At 51.1% G+C, this 18,218-nt stretch carries 14 protein-coding genes; 6 read left to right on the forward strand and 8 right to left on the reverse strand.

Going from position 1 to position 18,218, the window contains the following annotated elements; all coding sequences use genetic code 11:
* Nucleotides 1-86: 86 nt before the first annotated feature.
* The 4 genes from ACYSNS_RS13250 to ACYSNS_RS13265 form a co-directional block, all read right to left on the reverse strand.
* Nucleotides 87-1,709: a dipeptide ABC transporter ATP-binding protein gene (locus ACYSNS_RS13250; RefSeq protein ID WP_461723644.1), complete on the reverse strand. Its 1,623-nt coding sequence runs from the start codon at nt 1,707-1,709 to the stop codon at nt 87-89.
* Nucleotides 1,706-2,563, reverse strand: coding sequence for an ABC transporter permease (locus ACYSNS_RS13255; protein WP_461723645.1), 858 nt, complete (start codon nt 2,561-2,563; stop codon nt 1,706-1,708). The genes ACYSNS_RS13250 and ACYSNS_RS13255 overlap by 4 nt, the downstream gene beginning before the upstream one ends.
* Nucleotides 2,563-3,504, reverse strand: a complete 942-nt coding sequence (locus ACYSNS_RS13260) for an ABC transporter permease (RefSeq protein WP_461723646.1) — start codon at nt 3,502-3,504, stop codon at nt 2,563-2,565. The genes ACYSNS_RS13255 and ACYSNS_RS13260 overlap by 1 nt, the downstream gene beginning before the upstream one ends.
* Before the next feature lie 98 nt (nt 3,505-3,602).
* Nucleotides 3,603-5,231 carry a TIGR04028 family ABC transporter substrate-binding protein gene (locus ACYSNS_RS13265; RefSeq protein ID WP_461723647.1) on the reverse strand — a complete coding sequence of 543 codons (1,629 nt, stop codon included), beginning with the start codon at nt 5,229-5,231 and terminating at the stop codon, nt 3,603-3,605.
* 447 nt (nt 5,232-5,678) lie between these two features.
* Here ACYSNS_RS13265 and ACYSNS_RS13270 point away from each other — a divergent pair, with 447 nt between their 5' ends.
* The 3 genes from ACYSNS_RS13270 to ACYSNS_RS13280 all read left to right on the forward strand — a co-directional run bounded on the left by ACYSNS_RS13270 (nt 5,679) and on the right by ACYSNS_RS13280 (nt 9,218).
* Nucleotides 5,679-6,542 (forward strand): VOC family protein, encoded by an 864-nt coding sequence (locus ACYSNS_RS13270; RefSeq protein WP_461723648.1) that lies wholly within the window; start codon nt 5,679-5,681, stop codon nt 6,540-6,542.
* Nucleotides 6,543-6,570: 28 nt separating this feature from the next.
* Nucleotides 6,571-7,740: a M20 aminoacylase family protein gene (locus ACYSNS_RS13275; protein ID WP_461723649.1), complete on the forward strand. Its 1,170-nt coding sequence runs from the start codon at nt 6,571-6,573 to the stop codon at nt 7,738-7,740.
* A 671-nt stretch (nt 7,741-8,411) separates the two neighbouring features.
* Nucleotides 8,412-9,218: an energy transducer TonB family protein gene (locus tag ACYSNS_RS13280; protein ID WP_461723650.1), complete on the forward strand. Its 807-nt coding sequence runs from the start codon at nt 8,412-8,414 to the stop codon at nt 9,216-9,218.
* Between the two features lie 12 nt (nt 9,219-9,230).
* Here the strand turns inward: ACYSNS_RS13280 and ACYSNS_RS13285 are convergent, their stop codons facing one another.
* From ACYSNS_RS13285 to paaG, 4 genes are all read right to left on the reverse strand, one after another.
* Nucleotides 9,231-10,151, reverse strand: coding sequence for a nitrilase-related carbon-nitrogen hydrolase (locus tag ACYSNS_RS13285; RefSeq protein ID WP_461723651.1), 921 nt, complete (start codon nt 10,149-10,151; stop codon nt 9,231-9,233).
* Between the two features lie 345 nt (nt 10,152-10,496).
* On the reverse strand, nt 10,497-11,807 hold the full coding sequence (paaK, locus tag ACYSNS_RS13290; RefSeq protein ID WP_461723652.1) for a phenylacetate--CoA ligase PaaK: 1,311 nt from the start codon (nt 11,805-11,807) through the stop codon (nt 10,497-10,499).
* Nucleotides 11,808-11,847: 40 nt separating this feature from the next.
* The gene (gene paaI / locus ACYSNS_RS13295; RefSeq protein ID WP_461723653.1) at nt 11,848-12,288 is read right to left on the reverse strand and encodes a hydroxyphenylacetyl-CoA thioesterase PaaI; all 441 of its coding nucleotides are present in this window, start codon (nt 12,286-12,288) and stop codon (nt 11,848-11,850) included.
* Nucleotides 12,285-13,079 carry a 2-(1,2-epoxy-1,2-dihydrophenyl)acetyl-CoA isomerase PaaG gene (gene paaG / locus ACYSNS_RS13300; protein WP_461723654.1) on the reverse strand — a complete coding sequence of 265 codons (795 nt, stop codon included), beginning with the start codon at nt 13,077-13,079 and terminating at the stop codon, nt 12,285-12,287. The genes paaI and paaG overlap by 4 nt, the downstream gene beginning before the upstream one ends.
* Nucleotides 13,080-13,196: 117 nt before the next feature.
* On the opposite strand from paaG, the gene paaN reads away from it, so the two are divergent.
* Genes paaN through ACYSNS_RS13315 form a run of 3 tightly spaced genes read left to right on the forward strand, consistent with a single transcriptional unit; the run spans nt 13,197 to nt 18,187 of the window.
* Complete coding sequence (gene paaN, locus ACYSNS_RS13305; protein WP_461723655.1) at nt 13,197-14,897, forward strand: phenylacetic acid degradation protein PaaN; 1,701 nt, start codon at nt 13,197-13,199, stop codon at nt 14,895-14,897.
* A gap of 18 nt (nt 14,898-14,915) precedes the next feature.
* Nucleotides 14,916-16,124 carry a 3-oxoadipyl-CoA thiolase gene (gene pcaF / locus ACYSNS_RS13310; protein WP_461723656.1) on the forward strand — a complete coding sequence of 403 codons (1,209 nt, stop codon included), beginning with the start codon at nt 14,916-14,918 and terminating at the stop codon, nt 16,122-16,124.
* Nucleotides 16,124-18,187, forward strand: a complete 2,064-nt coding sequence (locus ACYSNS_RS13315) for a 3-hydroxyacyl-CoA dehydrogenase NAD-binding domain-containing protein (protein WP_461723657.1) — start codon at nt 16,124-16,126, stop codon at nt 18,185-18,187. The genes pcaF and ACYSNS_RS13315 overlap by 1 nt, the downstream gene beginning before the upstream one ends.
* The last annotated feature ends 31 nt before the right edge of the window (nt 18,188-18,218 follow it).

The following is an 18,218-nucleotide window of genomic DNA, read 5'->3' on the forward strand; positions in this document are numbered from 1 at the left end:
TTTGTGTCAGGACAATGCGGTAAAACAAAGAGTGAGAGTGAATCTATGCCTCGATCAGAAACGGATTCACTCTAAACCGGCCAATGTTACAGTTGCGCACCGAGGAGCGAATGGTGCAATGCGTTGGCCTTGCCCGGAATAGCGGAGATAAGGTCGCGGGTATAGGCCTGTGCCGGATGGGTGAATATCTGCTCCACCGGCCCGCTTTCTATCTCAACGCCGCCTTTTAACACCGTCACCGTATCCGATATCTGGCGCACGACCGACAGGTCATGGCTGACGAAAATATAGGTCAATGCATGATCGCGCTGCAAACGCTCAAGCAATTGTAATATCTGCGCCTGCACGGTCACATCCAAAGCCGACACCGCTTCATCCAGCACCAGAACTTCAGGGTCCAATATCAGTGCACGAGCAATGGCAACACGCTGTCTTTGCCCACCGGAAAGACCACGCGGCCTGCGGTCGAACACTGTTTTGGGCAACTCCACCTGATCGAGTAGCTCCAGCACACGGCGGTGGCGGGCCTGTTTGTCGACATGTTTGAAATTCAGCAATGGCTCCTCAATGATCCGGCCAATCGTATGGCGCGGGTCAAGTGAACCGAATGGATTCTGGTAAACCAGCTGAATGCGTCTGCGGAAATTGCGCAACGCTTCGCCACGCAAGGTCACCATATCGACACCATCAACAGCGATCTCCCCTTCACTCGGCGTAAGAAAGCCGCACAAGGCGCGGATGGTTGTGGTTTTACCTGAGCCGGATTCTCCAACAATGGCATGGGTCGTCCCACGCTTAACGCTGAAATAGAGATTTTGCACAGCACGGAATTTATCTTTACCGGGATAATCGATGCAGAGATTTCTGACATCCACCAGTGTTTTTTCGTTCTGCGCGACCATGCGCCGCGGTACAGCCGGTGTCAAAGAAGGATCATTGGCGACAAGACGTTTGGTATAGTCCGATCGCGGTGAAGACAACACCGCCTGACTTTCCCCACTTTCCTGAATGCGGCCATGCTGCATGACGATGATGCGATCTGCCCGATCTGATGCTACACCCAAATCATGCGTAACCATTAAAAGCGATGCGCCATGCTCGCGGCGGATATCATCAATCAAATCCAGAATGCGCTTCTGCACGGTGACATCCAATGCTGAAGTCGGCTCATCGGCGATGATCAATTGCGGTTTCAGAGCAATGGCAATGGCAATCAACACGCGCTGTTTCATGCCGCCAGACAATTCGTGCGGATATTGGTTGGCCCGGCGTTCCGGCTCGCTTAAGCCTACCTGCTCCAAAAGCTCGATCACCCGTGGTTTGACGAGATGCGATGGTAGCACTTTATGAATACGGAAAATTTCTGCAATCTGGTTGCCAACCTTCATCAAAGGATCGAGCGAAGAAGATGGATCCTGCGGAATGAGACTAATGACCTTGCCACGTAGATTACGCAGACGCTTTGGCGACCAGCCACTGACATCGTGACCGTTTATTGCAATTTCGCCGCTATCAATACGGGCGTTTTCAGGCAAAAGACCAAGGATGGATTGGGCCGTCGTGGTTTTACCCGAACCGGATTCTCCAACCAAGGCCAAAGCTTCTCCAGCATGCAGGTCAAACGATATATCATGGGTGACGCGGTTCCACTGGCGATCATCATGATAAGCGATGGACAGGTTTTTTATTGAAAGAAGCGGTGTTGTCATGACGAACCCTTTCCAGTGATCGCACGGCTGATACGGTTGGCGGCAACGACAAGCGCGATGACAAACACGCCGGGCATGACGGTCAACCACCAACCGGTCGCAATGTAATTGCGCCCTTCGGCAATCAATAGTCCCCATTCAGGTGTCGGTGGCTGGACGCCATAACCAAGAAAACCCAATGTGGCAATTTGTAATAGTGCATGGCCAAATTGCAATGCGGCATACCCCACAACCGTATAAAGTGCGTTGGGTAGAATGTGCCGGTGGAGAACCTGAAAAAAGGTTGCGCCCGAACCATAGGCCGCTTCGATATATTCAGCACTGCGGATGCGGGCAACTTCTGCTCTTGAAAGACGGGCAAAACCCGCAACCGACGTCACGCCCACCGCGACAGCAACCTGCAATGTACCAAAACCCAACAAGGTTATGATACTCAATGACAGGAGCAATGATGGAATTGACAAGAGAACATCGATAAAGCGCATCACCAAAGCATCGACGGCACCCCCCACAGCACCCGCGACCAGCCCCAAAAGCCCGCCTACGATAAATCCGAATAGGACTGCCGCCAAAGCGCCGCTTAGCGAATGCACCGCGCCATAAACAATGCGCGCATAAAGGTCACGTCCCAATTCGTCGGTGCCCAACCAATGCTGTGCATCGGGTGCAGCCATATGAGGCCCGACCTCATCAACCGGACTATAACCGGTAAACAGCCATGGTGCGACAACGAAGGCAAATGCCAATAAAACTATCAAGACCGCTAACACCAGACCGGGACGGATCGATGAAAATACAAGCCGTGATGGCACCTTGTTGAGACTATCGGTCTCGACCGAAATATTATTGCTCATCACACTCTCCCGCTGCGGTTTTTCAACCTTGGGTCGATTAAAGGAAATAGAAGGTCAATAACCAGATTGATCAGGACAAAAGCGGCAGCCGATATGACCACGATGGATTGCAACACGGTTACGTCCTGCGAACGGACGGCCTGTTCCGTAATTTTTCCAATACCGCTCAGTCCAAAAACCGTTTCAGTCACCACAGCGCCACTGATCAATTCGCCAAATAGCAGGCCGGCAATGGTGAGCACCGGCAATGCCGAGTTGCGCAAACAATGCGACCACAAAATGCGAAATCGCGATGCCCCTTTTGCCTCCAAAACCATGATAAATGGACGCGTCTGTATTTCATCAAGCGAGCGCATGAGGATTTGCGCCAAAGGTGCTGAAATCGGAATGGCCAATGCGGTGACCGGCAGGATCATCGCCTCTATAGGCCCGGGCACAATGACGGAAATCCAACCGAGGTAGAATGAAAAAATCTGAACCAGAATAATTCCAAGCCAAAACAGCGGGATGGCCAAAAATAAACCCGGCAGTGCCAGAACAAGGTTCTTGATCCAGCGGAATGGCGCGAAAGAAGAAATCAACGCAATGATGAACGCCAATATAACCGCAGCCAAAAATGCAAAGCCCGCAAGCCTTAGCGTTGATGGCAGATTTGTCGCGATCTGCTCGGCAACCGGCACACCCGCTTGAATGGAAAAACCGAGATTGCCGGTCAGGAAATTCCCCAATGTCTTGAAATATTGCACAAGCAGCGGGTCATCTAAACCATAGGTCGATCTTAGTTCGGCAATCTGGCTTGCATTCAAACCATATTCCGGACTGAGGAACTTAATCAATACCGCATCACCGGGCATGACCTGCAACAGGATAAACGAGACGGTAAATGCTGCCCAGAGCACAATAACAGCCTGGCCAAGCCGGGAGAGACAATATTGGAGCATTATTGATCCTGTTTGCTGTTGTCGTTGGCAGTATGGCGCCTCATCAAGAACTGCACCATACTGCCGAACACGTTTTCAACGGGAGGATAACGAAGCGCCTACTTCGCAATCCAAGTATTGTAAAAGGCTGGTCGACCGACGGATTCAAAGCCTACCCCTTCAACCTTCGGCGAACCGCCATAGACCTGCGGCTCTTCAAAAATCGGAATCGCATAGGCGTGATCGATGATGTAATCGGATGCCTGAATGAGAATAGCATTGCGTTTCTGCTTGTCTGTTTCCGCCGTGACATCTTCCAATAGCTTATTCAAATCAGGGTCGATGAAGCTCTTGACCTTGTCACTCAAGCCACCTTTTTGCAAAAGGGCATCGCGGTTTTTAGGGTAGAACAGGCTTTTGAGAACATCGGGGTCTGCACGCCCCACCATGAGCGGCATGACAGGTGCCTTTTGCGGATCAAGATTGTCAATCACGCTGTTCGCGCCGTCATAGGCCTTGACGTTCAATATAACGCCCGCGCGCTTCCATTGCTGCGCAATCAATTGCAGCATGGCTTTGCTCTGCGGCTGTTGTGCAGCTTCATAAGCGGTCAAGATCAACTGGTTGCCGTCTTTAGCGCGGATACCATCCGCCCCCACCTTCCAACCCGCTTCATCGAGAAGGGCTTTGGCCTTATCCAGATCAAAGGTTAGCTTGGCGCTCTGGTCGGAATAACCGAAAGCATTATGTGCCATCAATGAAGTCGCCAAAGGGTAATTGCTGGAATAAAGGGTTTTGACGATTTCTTCGCGGTTGGTGGCATGCAACAACGCTTCGCGCACTTTTATGTCGGCAACCAAAGCATTATCCGGCCGAAACATGATCGAATTGTTGATGCCGCGTGTGCCAACCGAATAAACCTTATTGCCTGACTTTTCTACCCGCGCCTCATCATACGCCTGAAGTTGGCGGATAAAATTGGCTTGTCCGGCAATCAACGCTCCGATGCGCACGCTATCTTCCGGCACTGTCAGATATTTCATCTCGTCAAGATAGGCGCGTCCCTGATGGGCTGATTTTTCTGGCGCCCAATTATAATCTTCACGCACTTTGAGGTCGATTTGTTTGCCCAGCGTTTCACTCTGCACAACGAATGGACCGGATCCGATAATTTTTGTTGCATCTCCCATCTGGTCGAAGGGCAACGCCAATGTCTTCAGCGAGATTATACCGGAATTGATAACCGATGTGCCCTGCAAAAAGCCCGGCGAAGGACGTTTGAAATAGAATTTCACCGTCAACGGATCGATCACTTCACTATGATCGTAATTGTTCACAACCTCGGAAACCGGCTGGCGCAGCTCTTTATTGCCCAAGCCATAAACATCGAAATTCTTGGCAACAACCGTTGCATCCAACGGTGTTCCATCGGAGAATGTTACACCGGGGCGCAGTTTGAACGTGTATTGGGTGGCGTCATCATTCACCTCCCAAGACTGCGCAAGCCAAGGCTCGATTTCCAGCGTCTTTGGATTTTGATAGGTCAGACGGTCAGTAATCTGGTTCAAGATACCGCCATTGGTATAGGTGCCTGCAAGCGGGGGATAGAGATTTGTATGTACCTGCTTGTCAAGATAAACGAGTACCCCGCCCTTGACCGGCTCGTCAGCCTTGGTCGCGACCATGGAAAGACTCAAAACCCCAGCAAGCGAGGTGGCCAGTAAAAGAGATTTCAAAAAAGGTTTCATGCGAAGCGATCCTCTAAATAAGATATGCGATAAGGATAAAGCTTTCGTTCAGCTTTTGAACGCATGACCGAATTGCTCTTTAAAGAAAATTAAAAAATTATTCTCTTTTTCAAGACTAAAATGAAAATGGTTGCCTCATTTTTTCTAACAAAGCATTTTTTGAAAACAGAATTTTAAATTCCGCCCATCAATGAGCATGTCATACCAATCGCGGCCCGCCTTGAATATCAACAAGACCATATGAACAAGGCTTTACTGGATAGCATAACCAAAGTATTGCGGTTTTTTCAGCTTTTCTGAAAAGCAGGTAAATCAATCCCCAAAACAGCATAATTGCAGAAATTTATATTCAGCTTTCGCGCCTTTGTGAAAAGGATGTGCTAGCGAGCGCTGTTTTTCCTATGCTACCGTCATAAAAATTGAACAGAACACAACAGGACGCGATCAATGACACATCCGGTAAAAGGTATCGACCATTGCTATATTCTGGTGGATGACCTTGAACAAAGCGCTGCAACTTACCGCCAGCTTGGTTTCACCCTTTCGCCACGTGGATTGCATAGCAAACACAAAGGCACCGGCAATTACACAATCATGTTCAAGCATGATTATTTGGAGCTCCTGGGTATCGTCCATGAAGCAGAAGGCAATATCAAGCAACGCCAAAGGCTGGCTGAACAAGGTCAGGGCCTGCATGCCATTGCAAGCCGCATAGATAACGCTGTTGCGGGGCGTGAAGCACTGGAACAGCTTGGGTTCGACATGGATGTTGTGAATAGCTTTTCCAGACCGATCACTCTGCCGGATGGAAGTGAAGGCGTCGCGGCATTTGATACGGTCATGTATGGAGAGCGCGAGGTGCCGCAAGGGCTGTTGTTTATGTGCCAGCATAAAACGCGGGATATGGTTTGGCGCCCTGAACTGCTCAACCATGCCAATGGTGCCCAGGGTCTGGCCGCTATTTCTGTTATATCATCATCACCGGATGAGACGGCCAGCGGTTATGCGCGGCTCTATGCCCATGGCAAAGTGCATGAGAAACATGGCCTCTATCACGTTGAGACAGGACCGGATTCTGCACCGATTCTGGTAATGGATAAAATCGCGATCGAAAAGCGCTTTCCAGGTTTTGACAGCACCAAAACACCGGCCAAAGCCTATGCCTCACTCGCCATTTCTGTCGATAGTCTGGCACATACAAAAACGGCGCTTGATGCTGGTGGCATTATCTGGAATGACACACCGCGCGGCACCATTGCTGTCTCACCCGAGCAGGCATGTGGCACAATTCTTGAATTTATAGCATTATAAATAGCGGGCTTTTAGAAGGAGGCGGAATATGGCGATTGAAAATTGGGTGTCACAGCAACTGGACGATCTTATAGCCTTTCGCCGCGATCTTCATGAAAATCCGGAATTGCTTTATGACCTCCCCCGCACATCCGCCCATGTGGCGCAGGCCTTGCAAGCCGGCGGACTGGATGAGGTTGTCACCGGGATTGGCAAAACCGGTATTGTGGGTGTCATCCATGGCCAAAGCAATAAATCCGGAAGGACCATTGCCCTACGGGCAGATATGGATGCTTTGCCGATCCATGAGAAAACAGGCAAGCAGTGGGCGTCGAAAGTTGATGGCAAGATGCATGCCTGCGGCCATGACGGCCACACCGCTATGCTTTTGGGGGCAGCCCGTGAACTGGCGGCAAGCCGCAGCTTTGACGGTACTGTCCTCGTTATCTTCCAACCGGCAGAAGAAGGTGGTGCGGGTGCTCGCGCGATGATTGAGGACGGACTTTTTACCCGATGGAAGGTGGATGAGGTTTATGGCATGCATAACCGGCCCAACCTGCCAGTGGGGCATTTCACCATTAATTCCGGTGCCATTATGGGTTCAGTCGACCTGATTGACATAACAATTGAAGGCGTCGGCGGTCATGCTGCCGCACCCCACACCTGTATCGATCCCATACCCGTTGCAGCATCGCTTCTTCAAGCCATTCAAACATTGACGGCCCGCACCATCGACCCCATCGATTCTGCTGTTATATCACTCACAACACTGAGCGCGGGTGACGCATTCAACGTCATTCCCACATCCGTACACATGACCGGAACTGTTAGAACCTTGAAAGAGACCGTACGCGACCATATTGAGGTGCATTTGAGAAGAGCTGTTACCCATATTGCCGAGGCATTTGGAGCAAAAGGCACATTGGTTTATGACCGGCGCTATCCCGTAACAGTCAACCATCGCCAAGAAACTGAATTGGCGGCTGAAGCGGCGCTGGCAGTAACCGGTGGGGTAAACGTAACGCGCGACATGCCCCCAACCATGGGCGGCGAAGATTTTTCCTTCATGCTGAATGAAGTACCCGGCGCAATGATTAAAATAGGCAATGGCCCGAGTGCGGAGCTTCATCATCCTGAATATGATTTCAATGATGATATCATCGCCTGGGGTTGTTCCTATTGGACAACGCTTGTGCATCAGCGTCTGCCAATCATTTAGGCTTTCGTTCTGTTCACCCGATCACAGACGTATCAACACCTTTCCTCAACAGCTTGGTCAATGCTGCCTGAGCTGTTAAAGTGTAGCTGTAGAGATCTAGATCACGCTTTTCGGATATCAGGCTTTGCTTTGATTTAAGGTCACCACTTTATAATTTGAAACAATGGCCGCGCCATAGAAAAGATTGTTACGTTTTTGCGGACCACGAGGGAAAACATGTGGTGCTTGTTGAAAGCAAGCGATGCCACACAGATCATTTTTCACGCAAAACCGGAAGGGTTGGTCATAAATTTCACCTGAATACGTCCAAAAAATTTCGCAGGAACCACACCGGCTGCGCTTTTTCCTGTTCGACCAAACTTTTTCACCAACGCAACGAATTCTGAAATTGCCACCACGCTCTAAAATGCGCCTTGACAAGCCTTACAAAATATTTAAGTTGACCAAAATTATCATGTATTGAAAAAGCGCTCGCGTTGCAGCTTGGAATAGCGGCATACATTTATGGCTTTTTCATTACAACCTGTAGGTGAAATATTTGGAGTTGAAGAGACATTGGCGTGTTTTCTCGGCTTTTGAAAATGATGGTTCAAACAAGGGTGTTTTGTCGGCTGATTTTCGGATAATTTGTCCTGATATGATGAGATGATGTCGCCTGATATGATGAAATTATGTTGATTGAGAAAAACGGGCCGAAACAGATTCTGATGTGGACCAGTGCCGCCGTAGCGGTCGTTGGTATCCATGTTGGTGCCGGTTATCTTGCGGCATCTCTGCAAGGCGACCGAAATGCTGTCATGGGTGGCCCGGAAGCTATTATGCTCGAATTTGCAGAAGAGCCGATGGCACCGGACGTTGAAGACGTTTCAGAAACCATTCAGGAAGAAACGGTCAAGGACGCTCCCGAAGAGCTGAACGAACAGGAAGAAGAAACACCGCAGGAAGTTGCCGAGGCTGAACCGGAGAAGGTCGAGCCCGAGCCGCTGAAGTCCGACATGGTGGAAGAAATCAAAAAGCCGGAACCACCCAAAGAACCGGTTAAGCCGAAAGTCGAACAGCGTAAAGCCGAACCGAAGAAAACGGCGCCGAAACGTGATGTGAAAAAGGCTGAAAAATCGCAAAAGGCCACCGGTCCGCAGATTGCCGCCAAAAAGGGGCCAACCTTTGCTGCACCGACGACCAATCGCAGTTTTGGCAATAATGGGCGTCTGGTGGCATCGTGGCAAAACAAGGTGCAGCGGCGTATTGCATATATGGCTTCGCGGGCAAAAAGGCCGGGAAAAGCCGGCAGGGCTTCAGCCTATGTCACATTCAACTTCGATCAAAGCGGCAATATCACCAGCGCGCGTACATCACGCTCTTCCGGTGATCCTTCGATCGATGCATTGGCATTGCAGATTGTGCGCAAGGCAAGCCCCATCCCGTCACCGCCCGAAGGTTGGAGCGGTGCGCTCACCGTGCCTGTGGAAGTACGCTGAAGACAAGCTTTCTCAACGTTGAAACGTCACCGGGCGTTTTTCTCTCTCATCAACGCCTAAAGAAAACACATCGGGGCGGGCATAATGGCCAACCACGTCAAAATCGTAACGGGCGGCTACAAGGTCATCAACGTCAATCTCTGCATTGACCAGCGTTGTTTGATTGAATACCGGCTCTGCCAGAATGTCACCCAGTGGGCCAACGATAAACGAACCGCCACGGATCAACGGTGTCTGATCATCCCAACCGGTGATTTTCATGCCCAAGGCATCAGGCGACGGCTGCACCTGACAGGAGCTTATCACAAAACACCGGCCTTCATGGGCAATATGGCGCATGGATGACTGCCAGATGTCGCGTGCATCAACCGTTGGGGCGCACCATATTTGTGCACCTTTGGCATAGAGCGCTGTTCGGAGCAACGGCATATGGTTTTCCCAACAGATTGCAGCGACCGCTTTACCTGCCTTCGTCTCGACTATCGGAAGCGTCGAACCATCTCCCTGCCCCCATATGAGGCGTTCGGTGCCGGTGGGCATGAGTTTTCTGTGTTTGGCAACAAGCCCATCCTTTGGGCAGAAAAACAATGCCGTGCAGTAAAGCGTGCAGCCTTCACGTTCTATGACACCGACAACCAGACTGGCACCCGTTCGCTTTGCCAATTGTACAAGTACCGATGTTTCTTTGCCTGGCACATCGATAGCATTTGCATGATAGGCGGCAAATGCGGCGCGTCCTTCCGGCAATCTGTAACCAAGGAAAGTGCCGAAATTCTCGCCTTTCGGGTAACCGCCAAGCAAGGCTTCCGGCATGACAACCAACGAAGATCCGCTGTTTTTGATATCCTTTTCGAAGCTCAGGATATGGTCAAGGGTAGCCGCCTTGCCTTGCGGCAATGCGCCGATCTGTAAAGCTGATACGACTGATTTCATAGCTCTCCTCCTATTTCATCATGGTATCGCAGTCTGGCGTCGGGGGCTATTATTTTTTTCCTTGGGTCTTTTGCATCATGGCAAGGCTCCGGCTAGCATCAAGGTGCTACGGATACGCATTCGACCAAAGTTGGGCGGCGTTATATCTGCCATTTTTTTGATGTGTAGCATTGGTTTAAATGACATTCGCGGTAAGAAAGCCTCGACCACATCCAACCCGACCAAATATGGAAAGACATACCTCAATGGCGCAACAAAAACTGCCGCGGGCGTTTAACAGGACAAACGCGCCTGCCCGCTCATTGCTTGAGACGGCATGCGCGTATACCAATTCAGCGCGCGGTATCAGTCTTTCGGGCGATTATCAACAATGATCTTGCGCTTCCCAACCGATCGTTCGATTGACATCGGCTTTTGCAGCTGTAAGTCGATAGAAACGCCAACAGTGCTTTTGATATGACGGATGAAGTTGCGGGCATAGTGGCTCCATTTATCTTCCGCGCTGTATTCAGGACGTACCTCGGCCATAACGGTCATATTATCCATACGCCCCGAGCGTGAGAGTACGATTTGGAAATGCCCCGAACACCATTCCGTCGCCAGCAACGCTTCTTCAATCTGGCTTGGAAAAAGATTAACGCCGCGCAGGATGATCATATCATCGGAACGACCGGAAATTTTTTCCATGCGACGCATACCCGGACGGGCTGTTCCCGGCAATAGCCGGGAAAGATCGCGGGTGCGATAGCGGATAATCGGCATGGCTTCCTTGGTCAGCGTACTGAACACAAGTTCACCTTCCTCGCCTTCAGCCACCGGAAAAAGCGTTTGTGGATCGATAATTTCAGGACAGAAACAGTCTTCCCAAATATGCAGTCCATCTTTCGTTTCGACACATTCCTGTGCAACGCCCGGCCCCATCACTTCCGAAAGGCCATAAATGTCGGTTGCGTCCATGTTGAAAGCCGCTTCGATTTCCTGCCGCATGGCATTGCTCCACGGCTCAGCGCCGAAAATACCATATTTCAACGAGCATTCTCGTGGATCAAGTCCGGCTTTGTGGAAACCATCCAAGAGAGCAAGCATATAGCTTGGCGTCACCATGATTACTTCGGGTTTGAAATCGTGGATCAGTTGCACCTGTCGTTCAGTCATGCCGCCAGACATTGGCACCACCGTGCAGCCGAGCCGTTCAGCGCCATAATGCGCACCAAGCCCGCCGGTAAACAAGCCGTATCCATAAGCGATATGGGCGATCATACCAGACCTTGCACCAGCGGCGCGCATAGAGCGGGCGACAAGATTGGCCCAGACATCGAGATCGTTTTTTGTATACCCCACAACAATCGGTTTTCCTGTCGTGCCGGAAGACCCGTGAATGCGGCTGACCTGCTCACGCGGGACGGCAAAAAGGCCGAAAGGATAGTTATCCCGCAGGTCTTTCTTTTCGGTGAACGGGAATTTGGCAATATCTGCCAGTTCCTTGAAGTCGGAAGGATGAACACCGGCCGCGTCGTATTTTTTCTTGTAAAAAGGCACATTGTCATAAGCATGTTTCAAAGACCATGCCAAACGTTGCGTCTGCAATGCTATAATTTCATCACGTGATGCATATTCCCGCGCGTCAAAATTTCCATTGCTGAAATTCACCGTCATATCTTCCTCCTGAACCCGTCAAGGTTCCAATCCCATTGGTTTAAGCCCGCTCTCCCGCAGGCATGCCGATAAAGTTTTTTGCTATTTCGCGCGAAAACCCGCGAAACTCCGCGACAGCTTTTCCGTTTGCGGTGATGTGAACATCATAGATGCCCGAGCGCCCCGTCCGGCTGACTTCCCGCGCTTCAGCGGTCAGAATATCGCCCTTTCGCGTGGGGCGGATATAGGCAATGTGGCATTGCGCCGCGACGTGAACATCGCCATAACTGTTAGAAGCATAAGCAAAAGCACTATCAGCCAAAGCAAAAACGAAACCGCCATGGGCAATATCGTGGCCGTTGGTCATGACATCGGTGATCTGCATCCGCAATACTGCCTGGCCGGGTGCGCATGAGACCAGCTCCATGCCTAAATTCTGCGTTGCTTTATCGCCCGCCCACATGGTTTTTGCAGAAAGGTCTGCAATTTCCTGCTCATTCATGCTTTCCTCCCGCTAAATTCGGGTGGCCGCTTTTCCATAAAAGCTGTTACACCCTCACGATAATCCGGCGTTAAACCAGCCTTGCGCTGTTGATCGCGTTCACAATCAAGCTGCTGCTCAAGCGTATGGCCTGCGGATAGATTCAAAGCCTGTTTTGTTAATGCCACCCCTTGCGTCGGCTGCGTGGCAAACCAGGCTGCAAGCTTGACCGCCTCTTCATGCAAAGCCTCATCATCATAAACTTTCCAAATCATGCCCCACGCTTCGGCTTGTTCCGCTGACACGGGTGTGCCGGTCATGATAATGGCACGTGCGCGCGCCTCACCAATAAGCCTTGGTAGGAAAAATGTACCACCGGAATCGGGCACAAGACCTATCTTCGCAAATGCCTGAATGAAGCGGGCAGACCGGGCTGCCAAAACCACATCGCAAGCAAGTGCGATATTGGCTCCTGCACCCGCAGCGACGCCGTTGACTGCACAAATGACCGGCTTTTCCAACGCCCGCAAACGGCGCACCAGCGGGTTATAAAATTGCTCGATTGTGGCGCCTAAATCATAGGGGCCTTCCTGTCCTGCACGCATGGATAAATCTTGTCCCGCACAAAACCCGCGCCCTGCGCCTGTCAACAATACAGCACGGCATTCTTCCACGCGCGCATCATCAAGGGCTCTGGCCAATGCCAGATGCATGCCTTCTGTGAAAGCATTCAATTTATCTGGCCGGTTCAGGACAATTTCATGCCATCCATCGTGAACAATCACGCGTATCGGCTGATCGGTTTCCTCCACTCGCTCCTCCTATTTCAAGCATCATTCATATTTTACTTGAATTAACCGAATGATCGGTTAATAATTGATCGAATTGGGATGTCTGTCAACACCCAAGTTGAGGTTTGGGAGAAAATTATGTCACAATTATTTGTCAAGCATGAGGAAAAGCTCACGGATGCGCTTGAAGCCCTGAGCGTGCGCGGGTTTTATTGTGCTTACGCCGAAGATGAAAAGGCTTACGATCCTTCGCTGGCAATGGCTGCCCAAGCCGATTTTGACACTCTTCGCGACCATAACTTCCCTCTTTCTGGAACAGAAGCGGCAGACTATGTTGGCGATGAACAGTCGCCCTTTGGCCTACTTTTGAATATCCGTTATCCTCACACAGACATTGATATACTTTTGGCGCGTGCCGAGGAAGCCTATCGGCAATGGGCCAAAATGCCGCTGCGGACACGTACCGGCATTGCCTGCGAGATTGTCGATCGCTTGAATGCGCAATCCTTTTTGATGGCTTTGGCAACCCACCATACGACGGGACAAGGTGGCCCGATGGCTTTTCAAGCAGGCGGGCCACATGCGCAGGACCGTGCATGGGAGGCGATTGCGCTTTGCTACCGTGAACTATCCAGCATCCCCGAAGACGCTGTTTGGAACAAAGGCGAAGGAAAATATGCAGTCCATCTTGAAAAACGATACCATTTGAAGCCGCGCGGCATAGGCCTTGTTATCTGCTGCGCAACCTTTCCAAACTGGAATTCCTATGCGGCAATATTTGCCAATCTGATGACGGGCAACGCAACGCTGATAAAGCCGCATCCGCAAGCCATTCTGCCCTTGGCATTGACAGTGAAGATCATGCAGGACACCCTCGAGGAATTTGGTTTTTCGCCTTATCTTGTTCAGCTTGCCGTTGAAAAACAAGGTGCGCCATTGGCCGGCATTTTGGCTGCCCATGAAAAGATCGGGCTGGTTGACTATACCGGCTCATCGGTATTTGGAAGGTGGCTGCATGACAATGTCGTCGATAAGCCTGTCTTTACAGAAGAATCGGGATTGAATTCCATTGTTGTTGAAAGCACCGATAGCTTCGGCCCTATGTGCCGGAACATAGCTTTCTCTCTAGCTCTTTATAGCGGTCAGATGTGTACGACACCGCAGAATATTTTTATCCCGAAAAACGGCATTGAAACGGACGAAGGTCATAAAAGCTTTGATGACGTGGCAGAGGGGATTGCGAAGGCAATCGACGGTCTGTTATCCGATCCCGCCCGTGCTGCCCATGTCTGCGGTGCGCTTTATAGCGCTGATGTTGAACATAGGCTCATCCGCGCGCGCAAAAAAGGCCGGATCATGCGCGATAGTGCACCGCTTGAGCGGTCCCCGGAAGCGAGGCAGGATGGAAATTGCGTCGCAAAGCAAACCGATGGTCAATTTCGGCCGCTTACTGCAACACCGCTTTTGGTTGCACTTGATGCCAATGATAGTACCTATCTTGCAGAATGGTTTGGCCCGATCAGCTTTCTTATTGCTTGTGAAAACGCAGATGATTGCGTCACGCGGGCGACGCTTTCAGCAATGAGTTTTGGCGCTATTACCGGTGCTCTTTATAGCAATGATGACACATTTATTGAAAGCGCCGTAGAGGATTATGTCGATGCTGGATTGGCCCTATCGATCAATCTCGTCGGCAACATATGGGTCAATCAAAGTGCGGCTTTCAGTGATTACCATGTCAGTGGTGCCAACCGCGCTGGCAATGCCACATTGACCAACACCGCCTATATCGCCAGCCGTTTCCACATAATTTGTATGAGACGCCCGTTTAAGGGCTAATTCTTGGGAGGATGTCTTATGACCGAAGCCTATATTTGCGATTTTGCCCGAACAGCTGTTGGCCGTTATGGCGGCATATTAAAAGATGTCCGTGCTGATGATCTTGCCGCCCATCCCTTACGTGTCCTGGAGGAACGCAATAGAGACATCGATTGGGAAGCGCTCGACGATGTCATTATGGGCTGCGCCAATCAGGCGGGCGAAGATAATCGCGACGTGGCACGCATGGCAGTATTGCTTGCGGGCTACCCTATCACGGCACCCGGCACGACCATAAACAGATTGTGCGGTTCCGGCCTTGATGCTGTCGCCATGGCAGCGCGTGCCATCAAAACCGGCGATGCCGACCTTGTTATCGCAGGCGGCGTGGAAAGCATGACGCGTGCACCGTTTGTCACCGGGAAGGCAACCAGTGCATTTTCGCGTCAGGCTGAGATATTCGACACAACGATCGGCTGGCGGTTCATCAATCCGCTAATGCAGCAGCAATACGGCACGGATTCCATGCCCGAAACCGCGGAAAATGTTGCACAGGATTTTTCCATCAATCGCGCCGATCAAGATCTTTTTGCTTACCGCTCACAACAGAAAACCAAAGCCGCCAAAGATGCGGGGTATTTTGCGCGGGAAATTGCACCACTGGAAATCAAGGACAAAAAAGGCAACAGCGCCCTTATCCAGGAAGATGAACATCCTCGTCCCGAAACAACGCTTGAACAGCTGGGCAAATTAAAAACGCCGTTTCGAAAAGAAGGTGGTTCTGTCACCGCTGGCAATGCCTCTGGTGTCAACGATGGTGCTGGCGCATTGTTGATTGCATCGGAAAGCGCGGTCAAAAAATATCATCTGACACCGAGAGCTCGCTTTGTTTCAGCTGTCAGTATTGGTGTTGCACCACGCATTATGGGAATGGGCCCTGCCCCTGCAACATTGAAACTCTTGGCAAAAACCGGCCACAGCCTGCATGACATCGACCTCATCGAGCTGAATGAAGCCTTTGCGGCGCAGGCCTTAGCAGTATTGCGGCAATGGGGCCTGCAAGATGACGAGGCCAAGGTCAATCCGCATGGCGGTGCCATCGCGCTTGGCCATCCGCTGGGTATGTCGGGCGCGCGGTTGGCGATGACAGCGGTCAATGGGCTTGAAACGTTGAAAGGCAAGCGGGCCATAGCCACCATGTGCATTGGCGTTGGACAAGGCATCGCTGCGATGATCGAACGGGTGTGATGATGGATAAGATTGTCGCCCTCAGCCATCAAGATCGCATTGCCATCATGACGATCAGTAACCCGCCGGTCAATGCATTGTCGCAAACTGTACGGCAAGGTTTGGTTGCCTGCATTCATGCAATAAAAAAAGATGATACGCTGGATGGTGTGGTCATTTCCGGTGGAACCGGCCGGTTTATTGCCGGTGCAGACATTAAAGAAATGAATTCGCCGCCTGATGCACCGTTTCTTCCCGATATTGTTGCCGCCATTGAAGCGATAAAGATACCGGTTGTTGCGGCGATTGATGGTGCGGCCTTGGGCGGTGGTCTGGAAATCGCGTTGGCCTGCGATTTACGGCTTGTTTCAAGCAATGCAAAGCTCGGCCTGACGGAAACCAATCTTGGCATCATCCCGGGTGCGGGCGGCACGCAGAGACTGCCTCGGCTTACCGGCATTGCCAAAGCCATCACCATGATAGGCGAAGCCCAAATCCTGTCTGCCGAACAGGCGGTAAAGGCAGGGCTTGCCGATGCGCTGGTTACAAGCAATATTCTGGAAACAGCCATCCAAAGAGCCAAAACGGCGAAAAAGCGGCGTGTCAGCCAACTTGCCATTCCGGCTGACCGTGCAGAAGATATCGAAGCAGCCGAAACATCCGCCCTTAAAAAAGCGAAAGGGCTTCCTGCGGTAACACAAGCTATAAAAATTATCAGGGACAGTGCGGATAATAATTTTGAAACCGGCCTTCGTCAGGAGCGAGAGAGCTTTTTGACATTGCGCGAAAGCATCGAGGCCAAAGCATTGCGCCACCTGTTCTTTGCTGAGCGCCAATCCTCCAAAATTCCGGGAATAGAACCGAAAAAAGGTCAGGATATTACCAAAGCTGCAATTGTTGGCGCAGGTACAATGGGAAGCGGTATTGCGGTTGCGCTTGCTGACGCCGGTATTGAGACCCTAGTTCTTGAAATGGATGATGCAGCGGCATTGCGCGGACAGGAAAGAGTAGAAGCGCTCTACGACGCGCAGGTAAAACGCGGACGTTTAAGCGAAACCGAACGGGAAAAGAGGCTGGCGCGCATCGGTGTTACTGCCAATTGGAACCATGTTGCCGATTGCCAATTGGTCATTGAAGCGGCCTTTGAAGACATTGACGTAAAAAAAACCATCTTCCAAAAGCTTGCAACGCTGACCAGGCCCGATTGCATATTGGCCTCCAATACATCCTATCTCGATCTGGACAAGATTGCCTCGTTCAGCCGATATCCAGAAAATGTTGTTGGTCTGCATTTCTTTTCACCCGCCCATATTATGAAGCTGCTGGAAATTGTGCGGGCTCAAAAAACCAGCATCGAGACGCTTTCGGCCGCACTGGCTATTGCCAAGAAAATAAAGAAAATCCCTGTTATTGCCGGTAACTGTGATGGTTTTATCGGCAACCGTATCTATGCCGTCTATCGCCGTCACGCCGAATATCTGGTGGAAGACGGCGCCATGCCTTGGGAAGTTGACGCCGCCCTTGAAGAATATGGATTTGCGATGGGTATCTTTGCCGTGTCCGACCTATCGGGATTGGATATTGCATTGGCCATGCGCAAACGCCGCGCCGCCACCCGTCCAAAAGACGAGCGTTATGTGACACTGGCCGATGAACTCTGCGCGCTTGGTCGCCTTGGTCGGAAAACCAATGGCGGCTGGTATGACTATGACGACAAAGGAAAACGCATGCCCTCGCCGCTTGTGGCGGAACTGATCGAGAAAACGCGGAAAGAAAACGGTATCAGCACAACAAAATTCAGCAAGGAAGCCATCCAGCGACGGCTTCTCGCTGTCATGGTCAATGAAGGTGCCAAAGAGTTGGAAGAGCATATCGCCCAGCGGCCATCCGATATCGATCTGGCATTCGTCAATGGCTATGGCTTCCCACGTTTAAAGGGGGGCCCGATGTTTGCCGCTGACGAGACCGGTTTGCAAACGGTGCTTGATGAAGTCGAGCAAGCTTTCACCGTTGGAGGTGCGGGAAGCGAACCTGCCGCATTGCTGCGCGACTATGCGCGAAACAATCAAAAATTGACTGCGTGAGGTCGACCCAAGATCGCGCAAGGAGGATACG

The organism is Bartonella sp. LJL80 (assembly GCF_054871565.1).

Bases quoted from the DNA above. Each gene is read 5' to 3' on its own strand.
- ACYSNS_RS13250 (WP_461723644.1), bottom strand. From the start codon at position 1,709: ATGACAACACCGCTTCTTTCAATAAAAAACCTGTCCATCGCTTATCAT.
- ACYSNS_RS13255 (WP_461723645.1), bottom strand. From the start codon at position 2,563: ATGAGCAATAATATTTCGGTCGAGACCGATAGTCTCAACAAGGTGCCA.
- ACYSNS_RS13260 (WP_461723646.1), bottom strand. From the start codon at position 3,504: ATGCTCCAATATTGTCTCTCCCGGCTTGGCCAGGCTGTTATTGTGCTC.
- ACYSNS_RS13265 (WP_461723647.1), bottom strand. From the start codon at position 5,231: ATGAAACCTTTTTTGAAATCTCTTTTACTGGCCACCTCGCTTGCTGGG.
- ACYSNS_RS13270 (WP_461723648.1), top strand. From the start codon at position 5,679: ATGACACATCCGGTAAAAGGTATCGACCATTGCTATATTCTGGTGGAT.
- ACYSNS_RS13275 (WP_461723649.1), top strand. From the start codon at position 6,571: ATGGCGATTGAAAATTGGGTGTCACAGCAACTGGACGATCTTATAGCC.
- ACYSNS_RS13280 (WP_461723650.1), top strand. From the start codon at position 8,412: ATGTTGATTGAGAAAAACGGGCCGAAACAGATTCTGATGTGGACCAGT.
- ACYSNS_RS13285 (WP_461723651.1), bottom strand. From the start codon at position 10,151: ATGAAATCAGTCGTATCAGCTTTACAGATCGGCGCATTGCCGCAAGGC.
- paaK (WP_461723652.1), bottom strand. From the start codon at position 11,807: ATGACGGTGAATTTCAGCAATGGAAATTTTGACGCGCGGGAATATGCA.
- paaI (WP_461723653.1), bottom strand. From the start codon at position 12,288: ATGAATGAGCAGGAAATTGCAGACCTTTCTGCAAAAACCATGTGGGCG.
- paaN (WP_461723655.1), top strand. From the start codon at position 13,197: ATGTCACAATTATTTGTCAAGCATGAGGAAAAGCTCACGGATGCGCTT.
- pcaF (WP_461723656.1), top strand. From the start codon at position 14,916: ATGACCGAAGCCTATATTTGCGATTTTGCCCGAACAGCTGTTGGCCGT.
- ACYSNS_RS13315 (WP_461723657.1), top strand. From the start codon at position 16,124: ATGATGGATAAGATTGTCGCCCTCAGCCATCAAGATCGCATTGCCATC.